The sequence below is a fragment of the Rhizobium sp. Leaf311 genome, from assembly GCF_001423445.1.
Taxonomy (GTDB): Bacteria; Pseudomonadota; Alphaproteobacteria; order Rhizobiales; family Rhizobiaceae; genus Agrobacterium.
The window spans coordinates 40,912-64,518 of record NZ_LMNZ01000020.1; the positions used below are offsets into that span (position 1 = coordinate 40,912).

The following is a 23,607-nucleotide window of genomic DNA, read 5'->3' on the forward strand; positions in this document are numbered from 1 at the left end:
AGGCGGTTCATGGCGACACCTCGAAGATTGAACCGCCGATGTCAGCGCGCTCCAAGATGGTGCTGCTATCCCAGGCGACGTTGACGCCAGTTGCCCCGGTGAGATCGCACCCGGTCAGGTCAAAGCCCCGTAGGTCACAATCTGAAAGGTCAGTTCCTGACAGATCAGAAAAGCGTAGGTCTGTTTCCGGATTCAGTCCGGCAAGGCGGCATAGTTCAATGAAATTGGTGGTCTTGGCTTCCATGACCGCATTGAACCGCGCCATAGCTTCTGGTGAAAAAGTCAGGTTCATGATCTTCCCCCAATAACGAGAAGAGCGACGATTGCCACGATGCCTCTGGTCACGATTCCCAAAAGGATCGCCGTGCCAGCAAAGGTGAAGAACGAATAGAAGATTGCATTGAACAGGTCAGCCATTTGCGGAACCTCCGATATCTGCCGGGGAGCAATCCAGAACCTCGGCAAAGAACTCGGCAGCCGATTCCAGGCTGGTGTTCCCGGCCGCAATTGCTCGGATCGATTGGCTGATGGATTTTGCCTTTGCCTTCCCGGCATCTGACAGGCCCTTCATCTCGCCTTCAGACCAGCCCTTCTCGGATTCCTTCCAAGCTTCTGTCTTTGCAGTTGCCGACATGGGCAGCATTTCAGCGGCGAACCGGATCAGGATATCTCGCTCGGGATCATTGGAGGGCGAGGCGGCTGGAGGGGTTTCCACCTCGCCCTCTGCTGGCTGGGTGCCAGCGTCAACCGACGAAGCAGGGGCGGGCTCGTCGGTATCGGTGTTGTCGAGAATTTCGCCGGTCTGTGGATCATGATCCGGGCCGGTATCGGCGGCTTCACGACCAAGCTCTTCCACGTCCACGCCGGTAATGCGGCATAGGATCATCATCGAGTCTTCAAAGAACTTGCGGAAGCGGGCTTCATCCAAGGCGTTGAAAGCGATGCTGCCAGGGCGAACAAACATCTGTCCGTTGACTGTGCTGCCAACGTCGGTAATGCCCAAGGCCAGCTTGAGTGCGTCTGCAGCCTCTTCCTTGTCTTCCCAAGGCGTGTTGCAGGTTTCTACTACCTTCGAGAGGATAGCCCAGAACTTGCGCAGGAGATCTGGATTTCGGCCCTGCCAGAACGACACCTGAATGACCGCGCCATTCTTGTAGCTCGACAAAGCCTCCTGATCGAAAGCTGATGCCGGGACGAGACGCATTCCCTCGACGCGCATACGGATTGGAACTTGACCTGACCTGCTCATAGCGAAACTCCCAAACGCTTGAGGTTCTTGTTCTTCAGCGCGACTGCCAGACCTTGGCGAACGTCATCGCCTTCCAGCACGGCCATGGGATCGCGAGCGGTCCATACTTCCTCAAGGTCTTCTGCAGACTGTGCCGTGCCAAGTTCGCCTTTGATCAGCTCAACGAAATCATCAGGCGTCATATTTTCGGATGAAGACTGATCGGCATTCTCGGGCTTGATGTCGATAAGGGTGCTGTCCTCGACTTTCCCTTCCTCGGCCGGTGGTTCTGGTGGTGTCGGCGGCTTTGGTGGGGTGACATCCTTGATAGCCTGGTAGTCTTGGACTTCCTCGGCAATGCCAAGGCCACGCAGAACGTCAGAGAACCCGTCTCTAAGCGCGAAGCCTCTTGCTCTCATCTTGAGCATACGGTCAGGATATTGCGTCCACGGTCCGGTCTTCCCCCACAGACCAGCCTTTTTTGCATCGGCCACGCTGAACTCACCTGATTTCACTTCCGGATCGCCTTTGCGCTTGACGGTGCAGAAAGCCTTGCGAGTGTCGCCGCTGCCATCGAACCACTCTTTGTGGGATTCCATGAGGCCAGATCCCTGAACCAGACCGAGCGCACCATCTCCCCAGATCGTCGGGCGTCCGTTGACGACGGCGATTGACTGCAGCGCGGCCATCGGCGTCAGCCCAACTTCCATGCCGTGCATGATGGCGACCATTGCCTTTTCTGCAGTGTCCAGCCCCTTTGGAGCCATACCCGCTTTGACGACGGCTGTTGCGATGCGCCAAGCGCCATCGAAGTCTTGTGGGACGATTGCCTTTACCGAGCCGCCTGACTGCAGCGTAGGAAGGCGAGGGGCTGCTTGCTGTGTTGCTAGATCGCTCATTGGTCATTTCCCTGAGTTGGAATTGCTTCGAAAATGAAGCCTCTATTGGCCGAGCCGATCAGCATGGCGATCTGCCATCCACGAGCCCATCCGTTGTGTGTCCACTTGTTGCGGAAGTAGACCGGGCGTCCGGCGCAAATTTCGGCCATAGCCTCAAGAGGCGTTAACTTCCGGCCCTGTTGCCACTTCCGCTTCGTCATCATCGCACCGCCGCGACTTCTTCAACGGTGATGCCTGGGATATTCGTGCGACCGGCGTCGATGGCGCGCTGCGCCAACTGGCGAAGCGTATCCTGCATCGTGGGATGGTCGCACATGTAGATAGCGAGAGCCTTCCAGTCGGTTACGTCCTTTAGGACGTTCTTGATCTGAACGCTTGCTGCCTTGCCGTAAGTTGGCTTGATCGCTGCTGGCGCGGCTTCTACCTTTGGCGCATCAATCACTGCGACGGTATCGGTTTTCGCGCTGTTGGCTTTCTCTGCGGCAAGGCGAGCCGTTTCAGCATCCCGCTCTTTCTTGCGCTGCTCTTGAAGCTTCGCAGTCTCAAATGTGCCAATGGCGTCACGAACCTTATTCGCGCCTTCCTTGGCCTTCTTGACCAGTGGCTGCCACTTCTCATCCACGGCTTTGCTGGCCTCAAGGTGAGGTGCCTTTTCCTTCACGCGTACCTTGTCAGCCTGATTGGAAAGCTCATTGAGACGGTTGCGGAGAGATAGCGCCTTACCAGCTGTGGCATCGTCGGTGATTGTCTTGTAAGCGTCCATTCCCTTGAGCGCATTTGCGATCTGGTCGCGCAGTTCCTCGGTCTGATCAGCATCGCCAGAGTTATGACCGGCGGTCGCTACTTGCTCGGCAACAACGACGTCCTCGTCTGGAAATGGCTTGCCTTCCATTGCGCCATCATAGTCAGCGCGGCTGATCGGATGCGTCCGGCAGAAGTTCCAAACCTCGGCAGGATCAACTTCGCGGCCAGAGCGATACGCCACCCAATTGCCGCTGTCCTCGTCAACCCAGATGGCGACAGGCTCCCACTTTCCGCCCTTGAAGCGGGTGCGGTAAAAGCCTTGCTCGGGCTGGCCTTCGTGCATCGGGCCAAAGTTACCCTTGAGCGCGTTCTGCCACCATGCCCAACGGCCCACGATCTTCGCGGCAAGATTTCCAATTACCTGTTCCATGCGATTTGCTCCTGCTGTTCCATCGCCTGAATTGAAAGGGTGTGCTCAAGCGCCAGGCAGCCGCCGAACATCAGGCTGCAGCTCATCAGAACCATGACCAGAAGCTCGGTGCGTTCAGCCTTACGGAGCTTGGCGTCGATGCTTTGCTGGCGCTTGTTGAGAGAATGGAGATCGACCTTGATCTCGTCGTGCAGGCTGTCTGCTTCTGGTGTTGGGAAAGCGTCCATCACGATCTGCCTCCTTGATTAGCAGCAGCAATTGCCGCTGATGTTGATCGGGCCTCTGCGCTTCCCGCACATGAGGCAGTTGCCAACGCCGACTTCCCTGCGACGGGCAGAAAGCCCATCATCGTGGCCCGTGATTTGGGCTTTGCAGTTCGGGCAGCGTTCTTCGTTGATGGCTGCAATTCCGCAGCAATCGGTGAATGGTGTGGAGTTGTAAGGGTTGGCGGTATGGGTGCGGGTGTACTGATCGCGCCGTGAACCGGGGGCATGGCGTGAGCGGGTGAACGGTTCAAACTCAGGCTCTTGATATTCGCCGTTCTCCCAACCGCACTCTGGGCATTCGTAGCCAGCGCCGACACAGGAAGAGCAGGGCGGGCTTATGTGGCAGGAGCAGTTCTTGCTCTTGGCGGCAACCAACGTCCCGCTGCAACCGTCCTCTGGGCATGCACTGCCTTCTTCGTATGTGACTTCTTCGCAGACCATTTGTCCTGCCCCTTGATTGCGCGGGTAAAGCGTGGTGGGTGTGGTTTCAGATTGTGGAAGGATCAAAGCCGGGGAGTGGACCGCGCCCGTGACGGGTTGCGCGCTTGGCTCGGATGCGTTCGATTGTTTCGGGGCGCTGCAGTTTTTCCAGATCGGCCTCTGCCGCTGCCATTACGTCAATGTTGGCGATGACGCCGAGAGAGAAAGCTGTGAGAACCTTTGCTCCGATCTCTTTGGCAGGATCGCCAACCGGACGACTGAAGGTGTATTTCACTAGCGCAATTGCTTCGTCTTCGGTCATGCCGAACGCCTGCGCCGTCTCTATGCTTTCCTCGAAACAGCGGGCGTTGCGCTCCGCAATGTCGGTCGGATCGTCATGGAAAAGTGCATAGTGCGCTGCTTCAACGCGGCTTTGGTAGCTGTCGCTCATTCCCTATTCCCTCTTGGTTGCCATCGGAGTGATCGTGGACGGCTAGGCGGTGGCCCTTGCAGCCAGTGCAATCGTCTCTTTCAGGCGGGCGATTTCAGCGTCCTTGCTGGCGATCTGCGAATGAAGCTTTCCAACCTCATCGCGCCAGTTATCCAAGGCGCTGGCTTTCTTCTCGGCATCAGCGGCCCATTCAGCGAACGGAACGTGCTGCGATAGGCAATCACCCGGCTTATGAGCGTTACTGTCCTCATTGAGCTTCCAGAGTGGGTCAACGCGCCCTATGGCTTCCGAACCCTTCTGAGTGAACCAGTGAGTTGATCCGCCGGAAGTCCCGGCGATGTTGCAGAGTGTTGAAAACATCAGCTCGTAGCCATAAGCGAGACGAGCAATTGACTTGGCAGATACTGTGATCTTGCTCATGCCCGCGCTCCAATGCCCTGCTGGACGTGATTGAGGGCGGAATACACGCCGGTACCGCGACGAAGGATGCGCTCTTGCGCCAGCTCGTCAGCGCCTTCGGCTGCGATGCGGTCTTCTTCGCGCTCTGCCCATGTGCGGACATCGAAATCGTCAGCAATGGACTGGCCCTTCTTGGCCTTGAAGTCGTAGAGATCAACGCCGACCACATCGCACTTGTCGGAAACCGTCTCGTCAATCAGAGCCTGGATTTCCTCGGCCTTATAGAACCGCACAGGCGTCTCGAGCAGAACCGTGTCACCGTCATTCCAGCGAACGGTGATGAGAAGCATTTCGTCGCGTCCGATTGTGTAAGCTGGCTTTTCCATTGTCCTCATCCTCATTGGTTGAGATCGTGTTGGGTGCGGGTTTAGGCGGCGTTTTGTTTGTTCCAAAACTTGTCGATGTAGCCTTTTGCGCCGTTGATGCCCGCCATCTGCATCATGCAAACGGGGGCGGTCGCATCTTCCAACACACAGTCAAATCGCATGTGGTGGACGTTGTAGATTTTGAAGCCCTTGTACTCAGTCGGGTTCACGTCAGTTTCGTAGAACGCTGGGCCGTATGAGGAGTCGTGAGGCTTGTGGCAGGGGTTCAGATATCGAGCCATCAGAGGCTCTTTCCGTCTGGGCCGCGGCCAAACTTGGCAAGCCAGCGAACCGCGCCGTTGTATGTCTTGAAGGTTTTGCTCTGGCTGAACAGGAGGGCGGTGAAAGCGCCGTTCATCTCGAAGACGCCGCAGCTGATGCTTTCGTTGTTTCCCATGTTGATTGTGTAAGCCATCGTTCCATCCTCATCCGGGGTTCTGTTTCCGCCTTCCGTTTCGTTCTCCCGAGGGAGCTTCATTCGGTGGGCTGATGAGGATGAATGTAACAGCTTATGCTACAGTGTCAAGCAAATGTAACATAAAATGACGCAAAATATTTGACATGGGCTTTTGAATGTAGCAAAAGAAAAGCCCCAGCGGGATGATCCGACCGGGGCTGACATATGTACTCTGAGGTCTATTGCATACCAAAAATGGTATATATCTGCAATGGGTGTGCATGCTGTCAGGCGCTGAAAAGCGCAAAATCTTGCGTCTGCTCGGAGGTTCCCGGCAAGATTTTGTGTTTAGAGGTGCAAAGGCAGCGGTTTTTTCAGGGCTTTGACCCGCGCCGCCGATCATTCCGGCAAATCAATCCCATCGCGGTTGCTGCTTCCCAGGCTGAAGCAGACTGTCTCAGGGGATTAGACGACCCTTCGACTGGCTTGGACGTGGCTTGAGAGATTGAAGCAGGGTTATGCGGACCATGAGGGCGCTTCGGCGTCGATGATGGGGAAGGACTGGCCCACCTGTGAAACGGGCACCTGTGGATACTGTGACTTGAAAGCGTCCCGGACTGGCTGCTGACTTAGAGCGCCCTCCGTAATTCAGGACCGTGGTGTTTCCCTCATGGGGGCATACGTCTTGATAGGCCGAACTATGCTCAGAATCCAAATATCAGCAAAAACAGGGCAAAAAGAAACCCGCCGGAGCGGGTGAGCAAACACAGAACAAAGCGGGGGTATAGGTGAACGAGCCACTTGAAACGGTATCGAGAGGAGAATAGTTTTCTTCGCTCGGTCGAAAGATTCGAAATGGAGAAGCCCAAGGACGCGTCAACATCCTTGGGCTTGAATAGCAACCTTACGGCCACTGTGTGATCACTCGCCATTCATGTATTAAATTACGCACGAGTGTCAAGATCAGCAGCGGTCAAACAAGCCCAGAAGGGGCCAAGCTGAATGACTGATGCAAAATCATCACTGATACGCCTACGTGGAGTTCTCGTAGAGGAAGACGACTACGGTCACTGGAACCTCAATGACATCTGGTTGATCGCCAAGGGGAAATCTTCACAAGAGCCTAAACATTGGCGCGACATCGGGTCCGTAAAAAAGCTCACAAAGGAGCTCCAGAAAAAGGTAACTGCGGGTTACCTTAAAGAAAATAAGCCAAACATTCCAGTGATTTACGCAAAGACTGGGCGCGGTAACTCGGGTACTTTTGCCCATCCCATTCTTGCCGCTGCGTATGCCGGTTACCTAAGCCCGAAGCTTGAAATTGAAACGCGAGAGGTCTGGCTTCGCTTCCGATCGGGCGATGTTTCTCTTGCTGATGAAATTCTCCAGCGAGCAAGCCCGGAGGATAACCAGTGGGCCGGTGTTCGTGCCTTGAGTCGAGCTAAACGAAACGAGTTCACATCCGTTCTGCAGGCGCACGGCGTAGTCGGCGCTGGCTACGGCCAAGTGACCAACGCTGTCTACACTGGGCTTTTTGGTGCGGACACCCAAGCTCTCAAAGCCGAAAAAGGCGTACTCACGAAATCTGGCAGTCTGCGGGACGCGATGGACACTGACGAACTAGTGTCGGTGATGTTTGCGGAATCGCTATCTCGCAAGAAAATTGTTGAGGGTGAGCTCGAAGGTAATGTCCAGTGCTTGAGTGCGACCAAGCGCAGCACGGCTTTTGTCAAGCAAGCCATAGACGCCAATAACGCCTCAGGGCTTTCGCTTTAAAAAATTACGGGGCTTCGGCCCCGTTTTCATTCAATGCGTTGTTCCGCCACGCCGCTTACGTTCTTCCAATCTCTTAATCCTCGATGCCCTTATGCTGAGATACGCATGAAACGCTAGCGATACAAAAAAGCCCACGGCAGCCAGTGCGATATAGGCCATCAACCGAGAAGATGCGCCGTGCCAGCCCGCCAGTATCGCTGCGCCGTTGAGCAACATCAGAACCATCACCACAAAGAGAAAGCACACCGCCGCTTTCCAAGGCCCGGATGTTCTTTCGATGTAGTGTCTGAGCCCTGATTGGCGGTCACTCAATGCGTTGTTCCCCCACGTCGCTCGACATACTGAGCGTTTAGCAGATCGACCAGATCGTCTGCCTCCTCCATTTCCAGTGCGTCCATCAGATTGCCGTTCACCTCTGCCGCCAAGCCCGTGAAGATGTCGAACACCGTCCAGTATTCGTCATGATCGTTCTTTCGCATGCCGTATCGGTTCTCACGTTCTGACATTTGCCACCCCGTCACGAATCAAAAACGACTCGACTCTTGATTTAGAACCTGCTTTCTTACCGTGAACGAAATGAGAACATACGGGAGAAGAAAAATGGCTCAGAAAGCGGTAAATCAGTTCTTCGTAGTGCCGCCAGAAGATCAGTGCGAGGGCGTTGTAGAGAACAAAGAACTGTTCAAGGCCCACCTCAATGAGAGCTTTCCGGCTTATGAGTTCTTGGTTCAAAAGAACTCCCCCTTCGAAAGTGATGACTTCCAGATAATCCCGATTGCTGGTGTGGTCGGAGACGATGAGAACCCCGGTGAGATGAGAAAGATGCCCGAACGTTGGGTGCTCGATGACATCGTGCAGGTCTGCCGCCGGTTTGACATCTCCACATCCAAGCGCAAGCTCTCCTAACTACTTTCGAGCGATATGGCCGACGATCCGGCCAAGGATGGTCAATCGCTCGAGCTCGACAGTGAACCGATCGAGATTAGGATTGTCCGAGATAATGCGGACTTCAACAGGATCGCTGAATGGCACGCGCTGAAGCCGCTTGATCTGCGGCTCACTCTGGCCATCACTGATGGCATAGACAGTGTCGCTGGACATCGATGTTTGCGAAAGGTCCACCAGCACGCGGTCGCCTGGCATATAGGTTGGCTGCATCGAGTCCCCGATGACTTCCATCACGAGCGTATGGTTGGGCGAAGCCTTTGCCTCGTTCCGAAGGTACTGGAGAGGGATCAGCCATTCGGCCACCACGGCATGACCTGAAACGATTTCACGGCCTACCGGAATGTTGATCGTCTCGCCCACGACGCCGGAGCCCGCGCCAAGCTTTACGTCCACTTCCGGCAGGGCTCCATCGACCGATGGCTTCCAATGCTCTCGGCTATAGCTGGCGATTTCTTCCTGCTGTGATTCCTCGCCGTCGTCGGGATCGAACGAAGACACCAAGTTCTGCTTCACCGGCGGCCGATTGAGCATCAAATCCTCAACCCGAGCGCCCAGCAGCACAGCGAGCTTTTCAGCACGCTCTCTTTTCAGCTGAGAATGATCATTTGCCAGTCGGTTGATTGTCGCACGCGACAAATCCAATGCGTCAGCCAGCGCCTCTTGTGAGCCGATTTTTGATGCTTTGATGAACGGATCGAGCCAGTTTTTTGACATGGCCATGTTATCCGCCAACTTCTGATCGGCTTCTATGCCAAAATATGTTACACTTGTGTTGACATTGGTTTGAAGATGTAGCAATAATTGCGACATGACCCTTGCACAGTACATCCACGATCACACCACCGTAACAGCTTTTGCAGCATTGCTGGGCAAGAGCCGGGCACAAGTGCACCGGTACATGCGTGGCGAGAATCTCAGCAAAAGCATCATCGAAGAGATTTGCCGCGCTACCGGCGGGGCAGTCGAGCCGAAGTCGTTCTTCGAAGTTTCGGAGAACGCAGCATGAGCGAGAGCATCGTCATCCCCCATCAGGACTACGTTTGCGTCGATGTGATCGAAGAAGAGAACCGCGTCGATATCCGTCAGGAGGATAGCAGCGGCAACATTCATGAGAACGTCGTTTCCATCTGCGGCCATCACAACCTTTCCTTGATCATTGAGGCCTTGAAGAAGGCCAGCGAGGTTCTTTCATGACCCAGTGGAACCACGACATCAGCGCCGCGCCGCGGGGCGAAGAGAAGCTCACCACGATCACGGTAGACGGCAAGGATCGCACGAAGCGTGAATATCACGTCGCGCCGGTTTGGCTGGCTTGGGCGGATGGCAAGGTCACGCGCTCTTATTGGGTGCCTGAGACCAAAGCTGGTCCTGCGCGCTGGTCTGGCTTCACTGCCGCCCAAGTGCCGATCGCCTGGCAGCACTTCGTTGTGCCTGCGCATCCATTCGAGATGGAACGCTCCACGGAAGGCTCTCTTGAGACCGGAAGTGCGGAAGCGGAAAACGCCCGTAAGGCAATCCCAGAAACGGAAGACGGTAACGTGACCCATGCTGGCGCCGGTGAAAGCCCGGCAACTCATTTCATGCTTGATGATGTTGGCGGTGACGCATGACCTCCACCCGTATTGAAGCAAGCCGCCAAGCCAGACAGGCAGAGTTTCGCCCAGCCGTGAAGTGCTGCAATTGCCAGCGCCCGGTTTCGATTGCGGAGCTGGTTGAGCATTTCTGCGACCGATGCGGCAAAGACCCAGAAGTGAAGTTTCAGGAGGAGCGGGCATGATGACGAGGCGAATAACAGCCGGATTAGCGATAATCGGGTTCGTCAGTTCCGGGGTTCGGGTTATCCCGGGTCTACCAATCTTTGATGCCTCCATCATTTTCTTGGCCCTAATCCACGTCTTTGCATATTGCGCCGAAGGCCTTGTCACTGGGGAGTGGCCGAAATGATCGGCTGGCTCATCATCACATTCATTGGCGGTTCCTTGTTTGGAACGATGATCATGGCGCTTCTCAACGCCGCGAAGAGCGGTGATGCGAACTGACACAAGTTTGAGCGTCCCTGAAACAGCGCTCAAAGCGGGGTCTGCCGATCCTCCTCCCTCTGCGGACCCCGCAACACTTTAACGATCCTCTTTCCCCTCAGCCTGGCAACGACTGCCGCGAGAGGAACTGAGAACTCAACGAAGCCCTCCAATTCGGAGGATGAGGGATCACCGGACTGATTGGCGTCAGCGTCGATGTCTCCCTCGATTTTAGAACGGCTCATCTGTGGGCCTCCTGTGCATCTCACAAGCATAGGAAACCACAGAAGGAATCGGAAATGTCGGGAATTTCACCCGGAGATTCGGGAAAACTAAAACAGGGAAATTGCAAGCAAATGTCTGATGTAGCGACCGCAAATTTTCTGGTCGAGGAGATCGGCGGGAAACGCCGCGTCGGAGACATGATCCACGCGGCAGTCAAGGAACTCAACAAGAGGTTCCCGCACAAGACCGATCCGCAGAACAAATGGACAGAACGCCGCCTACGAGGGTGGTGGAACCGAGAGAGCAATGTCGTGAGGCACTTCCAGATGATGGAGCTTTACGACACTGCCGAGCAACTGAGGAAGGCGCGGCGAGACCATGCAGATTTCATGGAAAAAACCACCCGTATGCGTGCGGTGGCTCAGCTTACAGCAGCGCATGGCACTGGCGGTATGGCTCAGGACTAAAGGCGCTGATTGGGCGCTTTGGGTTTGCCCCGAACTGGAGGAAGTCGAATGAAGGCAGCGACATACAAGAAGGGCGTAAAGCCCAAGCGGGGCATGAGCCTTGCCCGTCGCGCCGCAAAGCGTGATGCCAGCGAACCGGAGATCGTTAGCACTCTTGAGCAGTGCGGATTCTCAGTGTTCCGGCTTAACGAGCCTTGCGACCTTCTAGTTGGCTTCCGTGGCAAGAACTATCTGGTTGAATGCAAGACCAATGGCACAGCCTACGGCAAAGCCCTCAACAGCAACCAGCAAGCGTTCAACGACTTTTGGCGCGGCGGAAAGATGATTCGCATCGGTAGCGCGACGGAGGCCATGGATTGGGCGATCTCGATAGCAAGCGGGGTGGCAGCATGAGATTGTTCGCTGACCTTTGGCCCTTTGGCGATCTACAGCCGCATAGCTTTGACTTCATTATGGCCGATCCGCCTTGGCAGTTCATCGTTCGCTCCGAAAAGGGAGAGAACAAGAGCGCGCAAAAGCACTATCGCACTATGCCTATTGACCAGATCAACGCGCTCCCTGTGCTGGACTTGGCGGCAGAGAACTGCACCCTGTGGCTATGGTGCACAGCGCCAATGCTTCCACAGCAAATCCAGACAGCCGCAGCCTGGGGCTTCACATATTGCACCGAGGGTGTCTGGGTGAAGATGACCACGCACGGCAAGGTCGCCTTCGGCACGGGCTACGGCCTTCGTGGCGCGCATGAGCCTTTCATCATTGCCAAGCGTGGCGAGCCGAAGCTTACGAGATCTACCCGTTCCGTCATCCACGGCAAGCTTCGTGGACACTCTCAGAAGCCAGAAGAGGCCTTTGCAGAAGCAGAGCGGCTGATGCCGCGCGCGCGCCGCCTTGAGCTTTTCAGCAGGACGGATCGCAAGGGCTGGACTTCATGGGGCGACGAGACAGGCAAACTCAATGAGGTGGCAGCATGACCGGACCAGAGAAAGACGCCCTTGAAGCCCTCCAGCCGTTCCTTGGCGACGAATTGGCAAAAGCCATTGTCGAGTTTCGCCGACACACGAAGAAAGCTCCGCTGACAGGCTATGCCGCCAAGCTGCTGGTGAAGGAATATCAGGCAACCGGCAATGCCGTGGCCGCTGCGGAGATGCAGATTTCAATGTCCTGGCAGGGCTTCAAGGCCAGCTGGTACTTCAACGAAATCGCCAAGACAGGCCAGCGCCAACAATCTCAATTGCCTCATCGCCGCACCGGCGACATGGCGGATTTCGCAAACGATTTGATGGAGGGGTTCTATGAACGCTCAAACGTACCGACCATCAACCATTGAGGCGCTGAAAGCCCTATGGGTGGCCTTGCCCGCAAAAGCATCAAACGATGGCGCTGACGGTGACCCTCGGGAACGCCAGAGAGCAATCCTTGATGCGTATTGTTTCGCCCTGTCCGAGTTCAGCAACGATGCGATATGGAACACGATCAACAACCTGCGTACCGGTAAGATCGAAGAGGCCAGCAAGCATTTCTGCCCCAAGGCACCGGAGTTGGCAGCTTATGTCCGTTCGGAGCAAGCGCGGCTCGATGCTCTCAACCGTCCGAAAGCCATCCCATACCAGCCGCCACCACGGGACTATCTAGTCCATGTGGTCAAGCAAAGACAGAAAACTGATGAACTGGCCAAGCAAGGGTTCCGCTGTATCGCGACGGGCGTCGATCACATCATGTCGATCAACATGTGGAAGAAGAAAGAGCGCTCTGTCGGGTCAATCTGGTTTGCGTCTCTGCTAGAAGTTTGGGAGCCGCCACATGTCTGAATGCCCATTCACACACAAGCAGATCGAAATCATCAGATGGCTTGCCGACGGTAAAGAGCAGGTCGAGATCGCCGCGATCATGGGCAGCGCCCGCAACACTATCACCAGGCATGTAAGCCGAGCGCATCAGGCAGTAGGAACCTTCAACATGCATGGCCTTGTCGCTATGGCGCTTCGGAAAGGTTGGATCGAATGATTTGTCCACTTTCTCCCCGCCAGCTGGAATGCGTCACGCTTCTTGCTGATGGCGAATCCACAAAACTCATTGCTCATAAGCTCGGCATATCCACTCACACTGTGAGTGCTTACCTCAAAATGAGCCGCGAAAAGGCAGGCGTTTCGAAGGAAACCGCCCTCGTCGCCAAGGCTCTGCGGGAGGGCTGGATCCAATGACCATGTTCACCGAACTTCAAGCGTCGGATCAAGGGAGGATGTTTTGATGCGATACGGGTCAGTTTGCAGCGGCATCGAGGCCGCAACAATGGCTTGGCATCCACTCGGTTGGACACCGGCATTCTTCAGCGAGATTGAGGCATTCCCATCTGCTGTCCTCGCTCATCACTATGGATCAAACATGCCGGGTGAACCGCTGGCAAAGAACGGGATACCGAACTATGGCGACTTCACGCAGATCGGCACAGAAGCAGGACCAATCGACCTTCTTGTGGGAGGAACCCCCTGCCAGTCTTTCTCGGTCGCAGGAAAGCGTCTCGGACTGGATGACCCGCGCGGTAACCTCGCCCTTGAGTATCTCAGCTTGGCTCGGCGCTTGCGCGCCCGTTGGATCGTCTGGGAAAACGTCCCCGGTGTCGTTTCATCTGTCACGGATGAAGAGGACGGTGAAAGCGGAGTTCAGCCAGGAATTGAAGGACGCGAAGCCGGAGACGAATGGATTGAAGAAAGCGATTTTGCGACCTTTCTCTCATTCGTTCGGGAATGCGGGTATGGGTTCGCCTACCGAGTTCTTGACGCTCAATATGTCCGAGTGGACGGATTTGAACGCGCTGTCCCTCAGCGACGACGGCGTGTGTTCCTTGTCGGATATCTTGGAGACTGGCGACGTGCCGCCGCAGTATTACTTGAGCCCCAAGGCATGCGCGGGGATTCTGCGCCGCGCCGGGAACCGGGGAAAAGAGTTGCCCCCACAATTGCAAGCCGCCCTACAGGCGGTGGCGGACTTGGCACCGACTTCGACCTTGACGCAGGATTGATTACATCAACTGGCGATGTAGCCCACTGCCTGAATGCAGGCGGCATGGGTCGGCAGGATTATGAGACTGAAACCATGGTTGCATTCCCGCTGACTGCAGGTATGGCCGCAAGCGCAGCGCGGATGCCTCATGAGCAAGGGGCATTACTGCCAATCGCTATACAAGCCGGTGCGCTGCGCGAGAACACGAATAGTGGTCCAGACGGTGTCGGAGTTCAGGAAGGCATTTCCTACACGCTTGAAGCTAGATCAGAGGTGCAAGCTGTTGCTTACGGCCTCGCCACCAGTGTCACGCCAAAGTTCGCCGTTGATATCAGCCCGACATTGACAATCCCAAGCCCGACAGGTGGTGGGCAGCCAGCAGCGGTTGCCTATGACATGCGAGGGCGTGATGGCGGCGCACAGTTCGAATGCCCTCACGAGACTGCAAACATCCGCGCTGCATCTGGTGGTTCCAGCAAGAGCTACGTGGCGCAGGAATGGGCCGTCCGTCGCCTGACCCCAACCGAATGCGAACGCCTTCAAGGCTTCCCCGACAATTTCACCAATGTCCCATGGGGCAAGAAAGACACGTCACCAGACGGGCCTCGATACAAGGCTCTCGGAAACAGTATGGCTGTCAACGCGATGAGGTGGATCGGCCGGCGCATCGAGATGGTGGAGAATATCACGAAAGGAGATGCGGCATGAACGAGAGCGCAGTCAAGGCCGTGCCTTCTGGCAATGAGTACGAGGCCCACTACCGCCCTGTCTGGGCAGCTTCATACCGAACGGTGAAGAACCGCGGCGCTATCGCCAAGTTCGCCACAGAGCTAGCCGCCGAGGTTGCTGCATGGCGGGTCCTCTATTCCGTCGAACAGAGAGTGATGCGGCGCGATGGTGCTTTGGTATTCGCGGCCAAGTCGCTGGCCGATTCCCATTTCAATCTCCCCCGTTCCGTAAAGGCCAAGGGGAGAGAGAAGCGCAATGAGGTAGAGAGACGGAGGATACCGGCATGAGCTACGCTGAATTAATCGAACAGCTTGAGTCCGCTAAAGAGCCAAGCCGGTGGATAGATGCAAGGATCGACGCGGCATTGCGTCTTGGCGCTATTAAGATGCAGGGCGACGGACAAGGCTATGATTGGGCATGGGACAATTTCCCAACATGGGCGGCTCATAAGAAGGCTCGCGGCATGTGTGGTGTCCAGCATGACAATGGCGACCTTGGTCTTGTCTGGGATAGCATGGAGTTGACGGCATCGGTTGATGCCTCTTTGCGCCTTTTGAAAGTCGCTCTTCCCGGCTGGTATGTTGAAAACCTTTGCCAGTGGGAAGCGACAGTCCTTCGCGAGCGGGGAGAGTGGATGTGCGACCTAGTTGCCCCACAGAAGCCCGGTGAGGGCCGCGTTCACTCGAAGTGCGCGCATGCTCCATCGCCAGCCATTGCCCTCTGCATAGCCATCCTCAAGGCAAAGCAATCCCAAGAGGTGGCAGCATGAGCGAATATGGGCATTTCCACGCGACAAGCGCAGGTGTCCACATTGATATGTGGGGAGCTGGTCCGCTTATGATCGAATATCTCGGAAAGACATTCCGCTTCGAGGACAGCGATCGCTTCGGGCCGGTTCGATTAAAGAAGGATGGCGATTCCGCCAATAACCCATTCTTCGCAGAAAAAAGCCCCTTTTGGTACGCGTGGGGCAAGTGGGTAGATCAAGGCAGGCGCGTCGATGAAGACGGCATGAGCTGCATTTGGTGCCATGACGAGGTGGCAGCATGAACCAGATCGCACACATCTCCTATGAAGACAGAGTCAAGGCCAAAGCCGCAGAAGTCCGTCGCCGCCTTATGGGAACGCCAAAGCGGGTGAACATCATCCGGGAGGTGCTGGCCCAGGTAGAGCAGAAGAAGCACACATCAATGGGCAAGACACTGGCTGCAGAAGCCGATGCCCATGTGAGATCGTACCGTCAGTGGATGGATTGCGCCTTCAAGCGCACCAACATGATGGAACATGCCCAGCAGCTTTGCGAGGAAGCCGGGACAACTCTTTCAGAGATCCGGTTGGTTCGGCACAGCAGGGCACTCGTTGCCGCTTTTGATAGCGTGGTCCTCAAGATGTACCTGATGTTTCCGCACAAGCCGCTGTCTGAAATAGCCCGGATATTGAACCGCGATCATTCTACGATCGTTCGCAGCGTGGAGCGCGAGTCTCGGCGGCTCGGCATCATCAAGCCCAACCTGCTCAACGACAAATTCCCAAAGCTCGAAGAGTATTTGAGAGACGGAAAAACCATCAAGGACATTGCTGAAATCTATGAGGTTTCCGATTCCACCATCAGCCGAAGGGTGAATGAATTAGGCCTCAAGGATTTGCTTCAATCAAAAACGAAGTTCTACTCTTTGGAGTTCATCGAGACGGTTCGAAAGCAATATGCCGCTGGAGACCGGATGAAGGACATCAGCGCTCGATACGGCATCAGCATCCGCTCAATCACCGGCTGGAAGAAAACGTTTGGCTGGCCGAACAGGAATGAGAGGCGGAAGGGATGACTTCACACCCTGACGCCGAGGCAATCTTTGATGAGTTCGGCATTCGCGTCGTGCCTGCGAATGTTGTCCCGGCTGTGGGTGAAACAAGAGCGGTGGCAACACTCCACAGGATCATCAAGCGGTATGGTGAAGATCATGCCCGGTTCGTCATCATGTCTCTGGCCGACTGCGCTAACAACCGGGCAAGCCTTGATGAAACCGGGATATGGGCGACCTCAGACATCATCCTGGCATTCCGCAAGAATTACCCCAACGTCATGGAGAATGATGTTTCTCGTTTCCTGACGTTCTTTGACGGGATTCCCGTTGGTAAGCTACAATACTGGTGCTTCGGTCTCGATGGCATAACAAACAAGCGTGCAGCCCTTGTCGGGCTTATATGGGAGAGAGCTTGCCGGGTATTTGGCGAGCCCCAAGGCGAACTCTTCGATGGAAGGATAAGGGCATGAGCGACATAACTGACGACATTAAAGACTTGGCAGAGGATTATGCCGCCTCTATCGACCCGGACCTTTTAGATAAGGAACTTGGCATGAGATTTCCCATCCCCAACCAGCTAACAAAAAAAATGATAGCAGCACATGCCAAGCTCACAGATGACAGCTTGCGTGAGGCTCTTGGCAAATGGGTTTCCGAAGTTGAGCCCGAGATAGTTTGCAACGCCAAAGGCGGTCTTCTCGGCATAGGTGCCCTTGGTCATCAAAACCCGATTGTGCCAATCAGGCCGGTAAATGTTTGTCTCACATACAACGGAGAGCGCATATGAACCACGACCAGATCATTGAGCTATTCGTTCGCGCCGCTCAGGTAGACCGAAAGCTACCCGATACGGCCAGGCCATCGCGGGATAAGGCCATCAACTACGGCTATATCCACGACACCGCCGACATCAACGGATGGTCTGCAGAGGACAAGCACGCAAACAACTGGGCATGGCTTGACCCGAAGAACCTTCGCAACAGCACCAACGACATGGGCATTTGGGAAGCCGCCTTGGACGTGATGAAGCTTGTCCCATGTGTCAAAAAGCGCCGCGCTCTTTGGGCTTGGTCTGTCTCGGAAGCTGGTGGACAGTTCTTCGCCAAGTGGTGCCGAGACGTGGAAGGGATCACAAGACAGCTGGGAGATTGGCGGAAAAATTCGGCAATTGAATGCATCGCTAGAGCATTTGACCGTAAGCCATTGCAGCATAACGAAAATGAGGCAGAACCCGACTTTACAAACACCCCCGAAACAGACGATAAAAGGTCCATAATCGGAGTGTGGCGCGCAAATGATGCCAAGCCGATTTGCGGATTTGACGAGGGCCTGCAAGACTTCAGTTGGGCAGCTACTCAGAATGAACGCCGCCGCCAGCGTGAAGCAAGAAAGCGCGAGGCTGCGTAAACAACACTCGGGAGCGCGTCTGCGTGCGAGGCTTCGGCCTCCCCGGTGACATTCCGCAGAGTAGCCAAGTGGTAAGGCCTCCGGCTCATAACCGGAATATCGCGGGTTCAATTCCCGCCTCTGCAACCAGTTCACCAGCCCCGCCCGTAACAAGGTGGGGCTTTCGTTTATGGAGACAAGCCATGATCACGGTCGATGAAGAGCGCATGGCAGAGTTCTTCTGCAAGTACCATATCCGCGGGTTGCCGAACGCTGCGGTGCTGCACCACTTCGGATCAGCCGACGCGCCAGACGCGCATCCTCATGACCATCCATGGGGGTTCCGATCGATCATCCTTCACGGCGGATATGTTGAACGGGTGTTTCAGCCGGACGGCTCAAGCGAACTCATCCACCGCAAGGTAGGTGACAGCTTCGACATCGCCGCATCGCACATCCACCGGATTGAAGAACTGCCGGAAGGCGAATGCTGGACACTCATCATGCCCGGTCCACATGAACAGACATCAGGCTTCTACGACTTCCGCCCAGACGGCGCTTACCAAAGACGGTGGAATGAGCAGGAGTGGAGACTATGCGAGGTAACTTGCTAGGTAGCCGAAATTTGCTTTGCACTTAGGACATACATACGGCATCCCAGAGGTCAGCGATTGGACTGTGAGAACGAATTTACCATCCTCTAAGCACACGGGGCAAAAGGCGTTGCCGATTGGTCTGCCATCATCTTGCTTTCGGTAGAAATATCCATCGCTTTCAACCGTGTCGTGCTTGCGGACAAGAGCCGATTTTAAGGTCTCGATTTCTTGGTCCTTTTGCTTCAACGTCTGGGCAACGTCAACTAGGCCAAGTTTTGCGTCTGAAAGTGCAACTGTTAGCTCTGCCACCTTCAATTTCATTTCGGCCTTATCAAATTGGGCGTCAATTTCTCTCAGCTCTTTGACCAGGCCGAGCGCCGATGTGACTGCGCTTATCGAACCAGCAATATCCATTTCTCATCCCCAAGGTTAACCCATGCCAGTCCTGAAGAATGCACGGCACGAGACATTCGCGCAAGGGTTGGCAAAGGGGCTGACTGCGGATGAAGCCTATCAGAAGGCAGGGTTCAAACCGAACCGAGGCAATGCGGCGACACTAAAGCAGAAACAAAGCATTTCAAAACGCGTCGAAGAGCTTTTGGAGTGGGAGCAAACAGTAGAGCGTAAGGCTACAGAGAAGGCCATCGACAAGCTTGCCATCACGAAAGAGCGGGTGCTCGCAGAGCTAGCCAAGATTGGCTTCGCAGACATTCGCAAGGCCATCAAATGGCAAGGCACACTGGTTACCGAGGAAGACAACCCGGACGGCGGCGATGTGCTGGTCATCAAGAGCGTGGTCACGAACAACGTCACGCTGATCTCCTCAGATGAAATAGACGATGACACTGCCGGGGCCATCGCTGAGATCAGCCAGAACAGCACGGGCGGCATCAAGATCAAGCTTCACGACAAGAAGGGCGCGCTGGTCGATATCGGCAAGCACCTGGGCATGTTCGTTGAAAAGCATGAACACTCAGGCCCAGACGGTGGGCCAATACAGACAGAGACGAGGACATGGCGAGAGGTTCTGCGGCAAGAGACGAAGGACTGATCGCCGCAGCCTCACTCACAAATCCGGCGCTCTTTGACTTCTGGGAGCAGGTATTCTTTGGAGAGAACGACATAGCCGTGTTGCATGGCGGTCGTTCCAGCTCGAAGACCAGAGATACAGCATGTCAACTGGTGCGGCTGGTTGAGCATGTGCGCGTCAAGATGCGTATCATGTGCATCCGCCGCTTCCAGAACCGCATTCAGGAATCGGTCTATACCGAGCTGAAATGGGCTATCAGCCATCTTGGCTTGCAGCACGCCTTCGATGTCCAGAAGACAACGATCATACACATCGCGTCCGGCGCCGAGTTCATATTCTACGGTATCGAGCGCAACCTTGATGAGATCAAGGGGACGGCGGATATCGACATCCTATGGGTGGAAGAGGCGGAAAAGCTTACCGCAGATCAGTGGGCGGTTATCGCGCCTACGATCCGCAAGGAAGACAGCCTTGCTATCCTGCTATTCAACCCGAAGATGGTCACTGACTACGTCTGGAAGAACTTCGTTGTCAGTACCCCGCCACACTGCGTGGTGCACAAGATCAATTACACCGAGAACCCGTTCCTCTCGGATAAGGCCAAACGCGACATCGCAGCAATGCAAGAGCGCGACCCTGAGCTATTCGAGCACATCTATGGCGGCATTCCTCTTGGGGATAGCGAGCTTTCCATCTTCAAGCGCCGTTGGCTGGATGCCTGCGTGGATGCTCACAAGGTTCTGAAGATAGAACTGACGGGTCGCAATATCATTGGCTTTGACCCTGCCGACGATGGCGAAGACAAGAGCGCGACCGTCGATAAGATCGAAGGCGTTTTCACAGACGCAGAGGACTGGTCATCAGGCAAAGATCAGCTTGTTCAGAACGCAAAGCGGGTTTGGGCTAGAGCGAAGAACGCAGATGCGACGGTGTCATACGATACCATCGGCGTTGGCGCGTTCGTCGGTGGCTACATTGATGAGCAGAATACAGAGAACAAAGCAGCCGTTGACCACTTTGCATTCCACGCTGGCGGCGCGGTTATGGACCCGGATGAGCCGAGCGACGTGCAGAACAGCAACAGCCCGCTCAACAAGCACGAATATCTGAACCTGAAGGCGCAGGCATGGGCCAACACGGCCCGCCGCGCCATGCTGACATTCAACGCTGTCACACGAGGGCAGGCGATACGCACAGAGGACGTTCTGTCGTTCTCATCGGCAATCGGCAAGGAAAAGCTGGACGCGCTGTTCACTGAACTGTGTGTGCCTTGGTGGGTGGAAACAGAAGGCAAGAAGCGCGTCGTTCCAAAGGTGAAGCTCAAGAAGGATCTGGGCGTCAAATCACATAACTTGGCTGACGCACTGATCGCGGCCGACAACGTGAATATCGCAAGCTCCGGCGTTGCCATGTTCCTCACGAAACGCCATCGATAAGAGGCCCCGATGAACAATGTTGTTGCGCTGGCAAACTATGCCACACGGCAGCTTAGCGCGATGTTCCCCGGTTGGGGCTTCGGTGGGTCTGCTAAGCATGACCATTACAAGGACTTCGGCTACCCAGACGTTCTGACGTTTGATCTGCTGCACAAGATGTATTGCCGCAACGGCATTGCAGCGGCTGCCGTGGACAAGACGGCGCTCAAGACATGGCAGGACATGCCATTCCTTCTGGAACAGGAGCGTGATGGCTCACAGAAGGGCAAGAGCAAGGAAACGAAGCTAGAGAGGGATATCCGCCTCAAGTTCGCGGCAATGCGCCTTTGGGCCAAGCTGGCCGAGGCAGACCGCAAATCGATGGTTGGTGGTTACTCCGGGGTCATCATCCGCCTGAAGGACAGCAAGCGGTTTGACGAGCCTGTGGACCGCGTGAACGGCGGGCTTGAAGGGCTGTTCCGCATAGACCCTGTCTGGTCTGGCCAGCTTACGGTGGCTGATTGGGATACGGACACTTCGTCGGAGACTTACGGCGAGCCCACGATGTACGAGTTCAATGAGGCTGCAGTACAGGACGACAACCCGAACAAGCGCAGCCTGCGAATCCATCCAGACCGCATCATCATCTGGTCTGACGACGGCACGGTGAATGGACGCTCTCTGCTTGAGCCTGGCTACAATGACCTGATCGACCTTGAAAAGATCAAGGGCGCGGGTGGCGAGGGCTTCTGGAAGAACGCCAAGAGCTCTCCAGTTCTGGAAATGCCTGCCGAGGTGAAGATTGCCGAGATGGCAAAGGCCATGGGCGTCACGGTGCAGGACGTGGCCGACAAGATGAACGAGCAGGTCGCTGATTTCCAGAAGGGCTTCGACCAGATGCTTATGCTGCAGGGCATGACTGCCAAGACGCTCGGTGTGACGCTGCCCAGCCCGGAACACTTCTTCGGCGCTGCGCTTCAGTCCTTTGCTGCTTCGGTCGGGATGCCCCTCAAGATACTTGTAGGCAACCAGAACGGCGAACGCGCATCGACTGAGGACTCCGACGAGTGGAACACCACCAATATGGCTCGCCGGGCGAACATCACCCATCCAAACATCATGGAGTTGGTCACGCGACTGGTGAAGTGGGGCATCCTGCCGAAGAAAGACTGGTTCGTTGATCAAGCGGACCTTACGGAAAGCTCCATGTCGGAAAAGATCGATCGCGCCAACAAGATGGCCGACACAAACCAGAAAATGGGCAATTCGACATACGTCTTCACGGACGAAGAGATCCGGGCTGCCGTCGGTTACGAGCCCTTGAGCGATGCCGACAAATACCGGGATGAGACCGACGAAGAGACGCAAGCGGCTCTCGGCGACCCGCCTCCTATCGAAGAGGAATAAGCAACAATGCCCCAAGTGCGTGTCAACGTCAGGTCACTGGCGAACGTTAAGGCTGTCCGCAAGGAAAAGCGTAATGGCCGCGATGTCGTGATCGTCCCATCGGCAACCCTGCCTGATGACGTGGTGATGAACGGCATTCTCTACCCAGCCGATGAGATCGAGAAGAGCTTTGCGGGCCTTGAGCGTTCTCCTGCGCCTCTGGGCCATCCCACTATCAACGGCAAATTTGTTTCTGCTCGTGATCCCGAAGGGCTCAATCTGGGCTGGATCGGGGCATGGAATGAAAACCTGCGACGAGAGAATGGCCGGGTTTTCCTCGACAAGGTTATCGATGTCGAGATGGCCAATCGTTCAGAGGGCGGTAAGCGCGTATTGAACGCGATCGAGAAGGGCAAGCCAGTACACACATCAACCGGCCTTTTTGCTCTCCTTGAGGCCGCAAACGGCGATGTACCTTACAAGAATATAGCCAGAGAAATCGAGTTCGACCATGACGCCATCCTCCTGGATGAGGACGGCGCGGCTACCCCTGAGCAGGGCGTAGGCATGATGGTCAATGCGAAAGGCGAGCGCGAAGAAATACAGGTCATCAACTCGTCTATCACTGACGACATTGACCGCGAAATCGACTGGGCGGGTTCCCGCCTTGTGGATGCTCTCAAACGCCGGGAATCGGTCGGCACATGGGAGAAGATGAAAGCCGCGATACTGGAAGCCATGGGCTTTTCCGAGCGGGAACCCACAACAAACACGAAGGACGAAGAGATGACTGTTGAAGAGCAGATCAAGGCTCTCGCCGCGAAGGTAGATACCCTCTCGGAGACTGCCGGAAAGCCCTCGGAGGCGGTAAATTCCGCCATTGCCGAGGCAGTAACCAATGCGGTGACAGCCGCCCTGAAGCCGGTTCTCGATCAGCATGAAGCGCTGGTTGCCAACCAGAAGGCCCAGGAAGAAGCTGAAACTGCCGAGCTGGTCGAAAAGGTGGTCAAAGCCAACCTGCTCGATGAAGCAACAGCCAAAGCTACTCCCCTCAACACACTGCGTGCGCTGGCGCCAAAAACCGAGATGGGCAAGGCTGCCCCGCTCAATTCCGCATTCAAGGCCAATGGCAATGACAAGCCAGCCTACAAGGCACCGGAGGGCGAATAA

General features: G+C 55.6%; 40 protein-coding genes and 1 tRNA gene. 26 read left to right on the plus strand and 15 right to left on the minus strand.

What is annotated here, in order from left to right; translation table 11 throughout:
• Nucleotides 1-7: 7 nt before the first annotated feature.
• The 11 genes from ASF69_RS16875 to ASF69_RS16925 form a co-directional block, all read right to left on the minus strand.
• Complete coding sequence (locus tag ASF69_RS16875; protein WP_062589371.1) at nucleotides 8-292, minus strand: pentapeptide repeat-containing protein; 285 nt, start codon at nucleotides 290-292, stop codon at nucleotides 8-10.
• Nucleotides 289-417: a hypothetical protein gene (locus ASF69_RS23760; RefSeq protein ID WP_280136390.1), complete on the minus strand. Its 129-nt coding sequence runs from the start codon at nucleotides 415-417 to the stop codon at nucleotides 289-291. Before ASF69_RS23760 ends, ASF69_RS16875 begins: the two co-directional genes overlap by 4 nt.
• Nucleotides 410-1,249, minus strand: a complete 840-nt coding sequence (locus tag ASF69_RS16880; protein WP_156462094.1) for a hypothetical protein — start codon at nucleotides 1,247-1,249, stop codon at nucleotides 410-412. Before ASF69_RS16880 ends, ASF69_RS23760 begins: the two co-directional genes overlap by 8 nt.
• Nucleotides 1,246-2,127: a hypothetical protein gene (locus tag ASF69_RS16885; RefSeq protein ID WP_062589373.1), complete on the minus strand. Its 882-nt coding sequence runs from the start codon at nucleotides 2,125-2,127 to the stop codon at nucleotides 1,246-1,248. The genes ASF69_RS16880 and ASF69_RS16885 overlap by 4 nt, the downstream gene beginning before the upstream one ends.
• 199 nt (nucleotides 2,128-2,326) lie before the next feature.
• Nucleotides 2,327-3,301: a hypothetical protein gene (locus ASF69_RS16895; RefSeq protein ID WP_062589375.1), complete on the minus strand. Its 975-nt coding sequence runs from the start codon at nucleotides 3,299-3,301 to the stop codon at nucleotides 2,327-2,329.
• Nucleotides 3,289-3,531 carry a hypothetical protein gene (locus ASF69_RS16900; protein WP_156462095.1) on the minus strand — a complete coding sequence of 81 codons (243 nt, stop codon included), beginning with the start codon at nucleotides 3,529-3,531 and terminating at the stop codon, nucleotides 3,289-3,291. The genes ASF69_RS16895 and ASF69_RS16900 overlap by 13 nt, the downstream gene beginning before the upstream one ends.
• Before the next feature lie 523 nt (nucleotides 3,532-4,054).
• A complete protein-coding gene (locus ASF69_RS16905) occupies nucleotides 4,055-4,438 on the minus strand; it encodes a hypothetical protein (protein WP_244475506.1) in 384 nt (127 codons plus the stop codon).
• 42 nt (nucleotides 4,439-4,480) lie between these two features.
• Nucleotides 4,481-4,858, minus strand: a complete 378-nt coding sequence (locus ASF69_RS16910) for a hypothetical protein (RefSeq protein ID WP_062589377.1) — start codon at nucleotides 4,856-4,858, stop codon at nucleotides 4,481-4,483.
• On the minus strand, nucleotides 4,855-5,223 hold the full coding sequence (locus ASF69_RS16915) for a hypothetical protein (protein ID WP_062589378.1): 369 nt from the start codon (nucleotides 5,221-5,223) through the stop codon (nucleotides 4,855-4,857). Before ASF69_RS16915 ends, ASF69_RS16910 begins: the two co-directional genes overlap by 4 nt.
• A gap of 41 nt (nucleotides 5,224-5,264) precedes the next feature.
• The gene (locus ASF69_RS16920; protein WP_062589379.1) at nucleotides 5,265-5,504 is read right to left on the minus strand and encodes a hypothetical protein; all 240 of its coding nucleotides are present in this window, start codon (nucleotides 5,502-5,504) and stop codon (nucleotides 5,265-5,267) included.
• Complete coding sequence (locus ASF69_RS16925) at nucleotides 5,504-5,677, minus strand: DUF1391 family protein (protein ID WP_156462096.1); 174 nt, start codon at nucleotides 5,675-5,677, stop codon at nucleotides 5,504-5,506. The genes ASF69_RS16920 and ASF69_RS16925 overlap by 1 nt, the downstream gene beginning before the upstream one ends.
• A gap of 984 nt (nucleotides 5,678-6,661) precedes the next feature.
• Between ASF69_RS16925 and ASF69_RS16930 the strand changes: the two genes are divergently transcribed.
• Entirely contained in the window at nucleotides 6,662-7,435 is a 774-nt protein-coding gene (locus ASF69_RS16930; protein ID WP_062589382.1) for a KilA-N domain-containing protein, read from the plus strand.
• A 30-nt stretch (nucleotides 7,436-7,465) separates the two neighbouring features.
• On the opposite strand, the gene ASF69_RS16935 is transcribed toward ASF69_RS16930, so the two are convergent.
• Both ASF69_RS16935 and ASF69_RS16940 read right to left on the minus strand, forming a co-directional pair.
• Nucleotides 7,466-7,747: a hypothetical protein gene (locus tag ASF69_RS16935; RefSeq protein ID WP_156462097.1), complete on the minus strand. Its 282-nt coding sequence runs from the start codon at nucleotides 7,745-7,747 to the stop codon at nucleotides 7,466-7,468.
• The gene (locus tag ASF69_RS16940; protein ID WP_062589390.1) at nucleotides 7,744-7,941 is read right to left on the minus strand and encodes a hypothetical protein; all 198 of its coding nucleotides are present in this window, start codon (nucleotides 7,939-7,941) and stop codon (nucleotides 7,744-7,746) included. Before ASF69_RS16940 ends, ASF69_RS16935 begins: the two co-directional genes overlap by 4 nt.
• Before the next feature lie 94 nt (nucleotides 7,942-8,035).
• Here ASF69_RS16940 and ASF69_RS16945 point away from each other — a divergent pair, with 94 nt between their 5' ends.
• Complete coding sequence (locus tag ASF69_RS16945) at nucleotides 8,036-8,341, plus strand: hypothetical protein (protein ID WP_062589391.1); 306 nt, start codon at nucleotides 8,036-8,038, stop codon at nucleotides 8,339-8,341.
• On the opposite strand, the gene ASF69_RS16950 is transcribed toward ASF69_RS16945, so the two are convergent.
• Entirely contained in the window at nucleotides 8,342-9,097 is a 756-nt protein-coding gene (locus ASF69_RS16950) for a LexA family transcriptional regulator (protein WP_062589867.1), read from the minus strand.
• Nucleotides 9,098-9,191: 94 nt separating this feature from the next.
• Here ASF69_RS16950 and ASF69_RS16955 point away from each other — a divergent pair, with 94 nt between their 5' ends.
• The 20 genes from ASF69_RS16955 (at nucleotide 9,192) to ASF69_RS17060 (ending at nucleotide 18,624) form a co-directional block, all read left to right on the plus strand.
• Nucleotides 9,192-9,389, plus strand: coding sequence for a helix-turn-helix domain-containing protein (locus tag ASF69_RS16955; protein WP_062589392.1), 198 nt, complete (start codon nucleotides 9,192-9,194; stop codon nucleotides 9,387-9,389).
• Nucleotides 9,386-9,577 (plus strand): hypothetical protein, encoded by a 192-nt coding sequence (locus tag ASF69_RS16960; protein WP_062589393.1) that lies wholly within the window; start codon nucleotides 9,386-9,388, stop codon nucleotides 9,575-9,577. The genes ASF69_RS16955 and ASF69_RS16960 overlap by 4 nt, the downstream gene beginning before the upstream one ends.
• Nucleotides 9,574-9,993: a hypothetical protein gene (locus ASF69_RS23270; protein ID WP_062589394.1), complete on the plus strand. Its 420-nt coding sequence runs from the start codon at nucleotides 9,574-9,576 to the stop codon at nucleotides 9,991-9,993. The genes ASF69_RS16960 and ASF69_RS23270 overlap by 4 nt, the downstream gene beginning before the upstream one ends.
• Nucleotides 9,994-10,757: 764 nt before the next feature.
• A complete protein-coding gene (locus tag ASF69_RS16975) occupies nucleotides 10,758-11,093 on the plus strand; it encodes a hypothetical protein (protein ID WP_244475507.1) in 336 nt (111 codons plus the stop codon).
• Between the two features lie 48 nt (nucleotides 11,094-11,141).
• Entirely contained in the window at nucleotides 11,142-11,486 is a 345-nt protein-coding gene (locus ASF69_RS16980; protein ID WP_244475508.1) for a hypothetical protein, read from the plus strand.
• Nucleotides 11,483-12,064: an MT-A70 family methyltransferase gene (locus ASF69_RS16985; RefSeq protein ID WP_062589397.1), complete on the plus strand. Its 582-nt coding sequence runs from the start codon at nucleotides 11,483-11,485 to the stop codon at nucleotides 12,062-12,064. The genes ASF69_RS16980 and ASF69_RS16985 overlap by 4 nt, the downstream gene beginning before the upstream one ends.
• Nucleotides 12,061-12,420: a hypothetical protein gene (locus tag ASF69_RS16990; RefSeq protein ID WP_062589398.1), complete on the plus strand. Its 360-nt coding sequence runs from the start codon at nucleotides 12,061-12,063 to the stop codon at nucleotides 12,418-12,420. The genes ASF69_RS16985 and ASF69_RS16990 overlap by 4 nt, the downstream gene beginning before the upstream one ends.
• Nucleotides 12,386-12,901 (plus strand): hypothetical protein, encoded by a 516-nt coding sequence (locus ASF69_RS16995; protein ID WP_156462098.1) that lies wholly within the window; start codon nucleotides 12,386-12,388, stop codon nucleotides 12,899-12,901. The genes ASF69_RS16990 and ASF69_RS16995 overlap by 35 nt, the downstream gene beginning before the upstream one ends.
• On the plus strand, nucleotides 12,894-13,097 hold the full coding sequence (locus tag ASF69_RS17000) for a LuxR C-terminal-related transcriptional regulator (RefSeq protein WP_062589400.1): 204 nt from the start codon (nucleotides 12,894-12,896) through the stop codon (nucleotides 13,095-13,097). Before ASF69_RS16995 ends, ASF69_RS17000 begins: the two co-directional genes overlap by 8 nt.
• On the plus strand, nucleotides 13,094-13,294 hold the full coding sequence (locus ASF69_RS17005) for a LuxR C-terminal-related transcriptional regulator (RefSeq protein ID WP_062589401.1): 201 nt from the start codon (nucleotides 13,094-13,096) through the stop codon (nucleotides 13,292-13,294). The genes ASF69_RS17000 and ASF69_RS17005 overlap by 4 nt, the downstream gene beginning before the upstream one ends.
• A 46-nt stretch (nucleotides 13,295-13,340) precedes the next feature.
• Nucleotides 13,341-14,801 (plus strand): DNA cytosine methyltransferase, encoded by a 1,461-nt coding sequence (locus ASF69_RS22845; RefSeq protein WP_082469764.1) that lies wholly within the window; start codon nucleotides 13,341-13,343, stop codon nucleotides 14,799-14,801.
• Nucleotides 14,798-15,109, plus strand: a complete 312-nt coding sequence (locus ASF69_RS17020) for a hypothetical protein (protein WP_062589403.1) — start codon at nucleotides 14,798-14,800, stop codon at nucleotides 15,107-15,109. Before ASF69_RS22845 ends, ASF69_RS17020 begins: the two co-directional genes overlap by 4 nt.
• Nucleotides 15,106-15,591, plus strand: a complete 486-nt coding sequence (locus ASF69_RS17025) for a hypothetical protein (RefSeq protein WP_062589404.1) — start codon at nucleotides 15,106-15,108, stop codon at nucleotides 15,589-15,591. Before ASF69_RS17020 ends, ASF69_RS17025 begins: the two co-directional genes overlap by 4 nt.
• Nucleotides 15,588-15,872: a hypothetical protein gene (locus tag ASF69_RS17030; protein ID WP_062589405.1), complete on the plus strand. Its 285-nt coding sequence runs from the start codon at nucleotides 15,588-15,590 to the stop codon at nucleotides 15,870-15,872. The genes ASF69_RS17025 and ASF69_RS17030 overlap by 4 nt, the downstream gene beginning before the upstream one ends.
• Entirely contained in the window at nucleotides 15,869-16,645 is a 777-nt protein-coding gene (locus ASF69_RS17035; RefSeq protein WP_062589406.1) for a hypothetical protein, read from the plus strand. The genes ASF69_RS17030 and ASF69_RS17035 overlap by 4 nt, the downstream gene beginning before the upstream one ends.
• Nucleotides 16,642-17,094, plus strand: coding sequence for a hypothetical protein (locus ASF69_RS17040; RefSeq protein ID WP_062589407.1), 453 nt, complete (start codon nucleotides 16,642-16,644; stop codon nucleotides 17,092-17,094). Before ASF69_RS17035 ends, ASF69_RS17040 begins: the two co-directional genes overlap by 4 nt.
• Nucleotides 17,091-17,411 (plus strand): hypothetical protein, encoded by a 321-nt coding sequence (locus tag ASF69_RS17045; RefSeq protein WP_062589408.1) that lies wholly within the window; start codon nucleotides 17,091-17,093, stop codon nucleotides 17,409-17,411. The genes ASF69_RS17040 and ASF69_RS17045 overlap by 4 nt, the downstream gene beginning before the upstream one ends.
• Nucleotides 17,408-18,031, plus strand: a complete 624-nt coding sequence (locus ASF69_RS17050; protein ID WP_062589409.1) for a hypothetical protein — start codon at nucleotides 17,408-17,410, stop codon at nucleotides 18,029-18,031. The genes ASF69_RS17045 and ASF69_RS17050 overlap by 4 nt, the downstream gene beginning before the upstream one ends.
• Nucleotides 18,032-18,085: 54 nt before the next feature.
• A tRNA-Ile gene (locus ASF69_RS17055) sits at nucleotides 18,086-18,160 on the plus strand.
• A 53-nt stretch (nucleotides 18,161-18,213) separates the two neighbouring features.
• A complete protein-coding gene (locus tag ASF69_RS17060; RefSeq protein WP_062589410.1) occupies nucleotides 18,214-18,624 on the plus strand; it encodes a hypothetical protein in 411 nt (136 codons plus the stop codon).
• On the opposite strand, the gene ASF69_RS17065 is transcribed toward ASF69_RS17060, so the two are convergent.
• Nucleotides 18,604-19,020, minus strand: coding sequence for a hypothetical protein (locus ASF69_RS17065; RefSeq protein WP_062589411.1), 417 nt, complete (start codon nucleotides 19,018-19,020; stop codon nucleotides 18,604-18,606). The two genes, ASF69_RS17060 and ASF69_RS17065, sit on opposite strands and share 21 nt — an antisense overlap.
• A 22-nt stretch (nucleotides 19,021-19,042) precedes the next feature.
• Between ASF69_RS17065 and ASF69_RS17070 the strand changes: the two genes are divergently transcribed.
• The 4 genes from ASF69_RS17070 to ASF69_RS17085 are packed head-to-tail and all read left to right on the plus strand — an operon-like array spanning nucleotide 19,043 to nucleotide 23,607.
• Nucleotides 19,043-19,657: a terminase small subunit gene (locus tag ASF69_RS17070; protein ID WP_062589412.1), complete on the plus strand. Its 615-nt coding sequence runs from the start codon at nucleotides 19,043-19,045 to the stop codon at nucleotides 19,655-19,657.
• Nucleotides 19,621-21,072 carry a PBSX family phage terminase large subunit gene (locus ASF69_RS17075; protein WP_082469765.1) on the plus strand — a complete coding sequence of 484 codons (1,452 nt, stop codon included), beginning with the start codon at nucleotides 19,621-19,623 and terminating at the stop codon, nucleotides 21,070-21,072. Before ASF69_RS17070 ends, ASF69_RS17075 begins: the two co-directional genes overlap by 37 nt.
• A gap of 9 nt (nucleotides 21,073-21,081) precedes the next feature.
• On the plus strand, nucleotides 21,082-22,458 hold the full coding sequence (locus ASF69_RS17080) for a phage portal protein (protein WP_062589413.1): 1,377 nt from the start codon (nucleotides 21,082-21,084) through the stop codon (nucleotides 22,456-22,458).
• A gap of 6 nt (nucleotides 22,459-22,464) precedes the next feature.
• The gene (locus tag ASF69_RS17085; protein ID WP_062589414.1) at nucleotides 22,465-23,607 is read left to right on the plus strand and encodes a hypothetical protein; all 1,143 of its coding nucleotides are present in this window, start codon (nucleotides 22,465-22,467) and stop codon (nucleotides 23,605-23,607) included.

Bases quoted from the DNA above. Each gene is read 5' to 3' on its own strand.
- ASF69_RS16875 (WP_062589371.1), bottom strand. From the start codon at position 292: ATGAACCTGACTTTTTCACCAGAAGCTATGGCGCGGTTCAATGCGGTC.
- ASF69_RS23760 (WP_280136390.1), bottom strand. From the start codon at position 417: ATGGCTGACCTGTTCAATGCAATCTTCTATTCGTTCTTCACCTTTGCT.
- ASF69_RS16880 (WP_156462094.1), bottom strand. From the start codon at position 1,249: ATGAGCAGGTCAGGTCAAGTTCCAATCCGTATGCGCGTCGAGGGAATG.
- ASF69_RS16885 (WP_062589373.1), bottom strand. From the start codon at position 2,127: ATGAGCGATCTAGCAACACAGCAAGCAGCCCCTCGCCTTCCTACGCTG.
- ASF69_RS16895 (WP_062589375.1), bottom strand. From the start codon at position 3,301: ATGGAACAGGTAATTGGAAATCTTGCCGCGAAGATCGTGGGCCGTTGG.
- ASF69_RS16905 (WP_244475506.1), bottom strand. From the start codon at position 4,438: ATGAGCGACAGCTACCAAAGCCGCGTTGAAGCAGCGCACTATGCACTT.
- ASF69_RS16910 (WP_062589377.1), bottom strand. From the start codon at position 4,858: ATGAGCAAGATCACAGTATCTGCCAAGTCAATTGCTCGTCTCGCTTAT.
- ASF69_RS16915 (WP_062589378.1), bottom strand. From the start codon at position 5,223: ATGGAAAAGCCAGCTTACACAATCGGACGCGACGAAATGCTTCTCATC.
- ASF69_RS16920 (WP_062589379.1), bottom strand. From the start codon at position 5,504: ATGGCTCGATATCTGAACCCCTGCCACAAGCCTCACGACTCCTCATAC.
- ASF69_RS16925 (WP_156462096.1), bottom strand. From the start codon at position 5,677: ATGGCTTACACAATCAACATGGGAAACAACGAAAGCATCAGCTGCGGC.
- ASF69_RS16930 (WP_062589382.1), top strand. From the start codon at position 6,662: ATGACTGATGCAAAATCATCACTGATACGCCTACGTGGAGTTCTCGTA.
- ASF69_RS16940 (WP_062589390.1), bottom strand. From the start codon at position 7,941: ATGTCAGAACGTGAGAACCGATACGGCATGCGAAAGAACGATCATGAC.
- ASF69_RS16945 (WP_062589391.1), top strand. From the start codon at position 8,036: ATGGCTCAGAAAGCGGTAAATCAGTTCTTCGTAGTGCCGCCAGAAGAT.
- ASF69_RS16950 (WP_062589867.1), bottom strand. From the start codon at position 9,097: ATGTCAAAAAACTGGCTCGATCCGTTCATCAAAGCATCAAAAATCGGC.
- ASF69_RS16955 (WP_062589392.1), top strand. From the start codon at position 9,192: ATGACCCTTGCACAGTACATCCACGATCACACCACCGTAACAGCTTTT.
- ASF69_RS16960 (WP_062589393.1), top strand. From the start codon at position 9,386: ATGAGCGAGAGCATCGTCATCCCCCATCAGGACTACGTTTGCGTCGAT.
- ASF69_RS23270 (WP_062589394.1), top strand. From the start codon at position 9,574: ATGACCCAGTGGAACCACGACATCAGCGCCGCGCCGCGGGGCGAAGAG.
- ASF69_RS16975 (WP_244475507.1), top strand. From the start codon at position 10,758: ATGTCTGATGTAGCGACCGCAAATTTTCTGGTCGAGGAGATCGGCGGG.
- ASF69_RS16980 (WP_244475508.1), top strand. From the start codon at position 11,142: ATGAAGGCAGCGACATACAAGAAGGGCGTAAAGCCCAAGCGGGGCATG.
- ASF69_RS16985 (WP_062589397.1), top strand. From the start codon at position 11,483: ATGAGATTGTTCGCTGACCTTTGGCCCTTTGGCGATCTACAGCCGCAT.
- ASF69_RS16990 (WP_062589398.1), top strand. From the start codon at position 12,061: ATGACCGGACCAGAGAAAGACGCCCTTGAAGCCCTCCAGCCGTTCCTT.
- ASF69_RS16995 (WP_156462098.1), top strand. From the start codon at position 12,386: ATGAACGCTCAAACGTACCGACCATCAACCATTGAGGCGCTGAAAGCC.
- ASF69_RS17000 (WP_062589400.1), top strand. From the start codon at position 12,894: ATGTCTGAATGCCCATTCACACACAAGCAGATCGAAATCATCAGATGG.
- ASF69_RS17005 (WP_062589401.1), top strand. From the start codon at position 13,094: ATGATTTGTCCACTTTCTCCCCGCCAGCTGGAATGCGTCACGCTTCTT.
- ASF69_RS22845 (WP_082469764.1), top strand. From the start codon at position 13,341: ATGCGATACGGGTCAGTTTGCAGCGGCATCGAGGCCGCAACAATGGCT.
- ASF69_RS17020 (WP_062589403.1), top strand. From the start codon at position 14,798: ATGAACGAGAGCGCAGTCAAGGCCGTGCCTTCTGGCAATGAGTACGAG.
- ASF69_RS17025 (WP_062589404.1), top strand. From the start codon at position 15,106: ATGAGCTACGCTGAATTAATCGAACAGCTTGAGTCCGCTAAAGAGCCA.
- ASF69_RS17030 (WP_062589405.1), top strand. From the start codon at position 15,588: ATGAGCGAATATGGGCATTTCCACGCGACAAGCGCAGGTGTCCACATT.
- ASF69_RS17035 (WP_062589406.1), top strand. From the start codon at position 15,869: ATGAACCAGATCGCACACATCTCCTATGAAGACAGAGTCAAGGCCAAA.
- ASF69_RS17040 (WP_062589407.1), top strand. From the start codon at position 16,642: ATGACTTCACACCCTGACGCCGAGGCAATCTTTGATGAGTTCGGCATT.
- ASF69_RS17045 (WP_062589408.1), top strand. From the start codon at position 17,091: ATGAGCGACATAACTGACGACATTAAAGACTTGGCAGAGGATTATGCC.
- ASF69_RS17050 (WP_062589409.1), top strand. From the start codon at position 17,408: ATGAACCACGACCAGATCATTGAGCTATTCGTTCGCGCCGCTCAGGTA.
- ASF69_RS17060 (WP_062589410.1), top strand. From the start codon at position 18,214: ATGATCACGGTCGATGAAGAGCGCATGGCAGAGTTCTTCTGCAAGTAC.
- ASF69_RS17065 (WP_062589411.1), bottom strand. From the start codon at position 19,020: ATGGATATTGCTGGTTCGATAAGCGCAGTCACATCGGCGCTCGGCCTG.
- ASF69_RS17070 (WP_062589412.1), top strand. From the start codon at position 19,043: ATGCCAGTCCTGAAGAATGCACGGCACGAGACATTCGCGCAAGGGTTG.
- ASF69_RS17075 (WP_082469765.1), top strand. From the start codon at position 19,621: ATGGCGAGAGGTTCTGCGGCAAGAGACGAAGGACTGATCGCCGCAGCC.
- ASF69_RS17080 (WP_062589413.1), top strand. From the start codon at position 21,082: ATGAACAATGTTGTTGCGCTGGCAAACTATGCCACACGGCAGCTTAGC.
- ASF69_RS17085 (WP_062589414.1), top strand. From the start codon at position 22,465: ATGCCCCAAGTGCGTGTCAACGTCAGGTCACTGGCGAACGTTAAGGCT.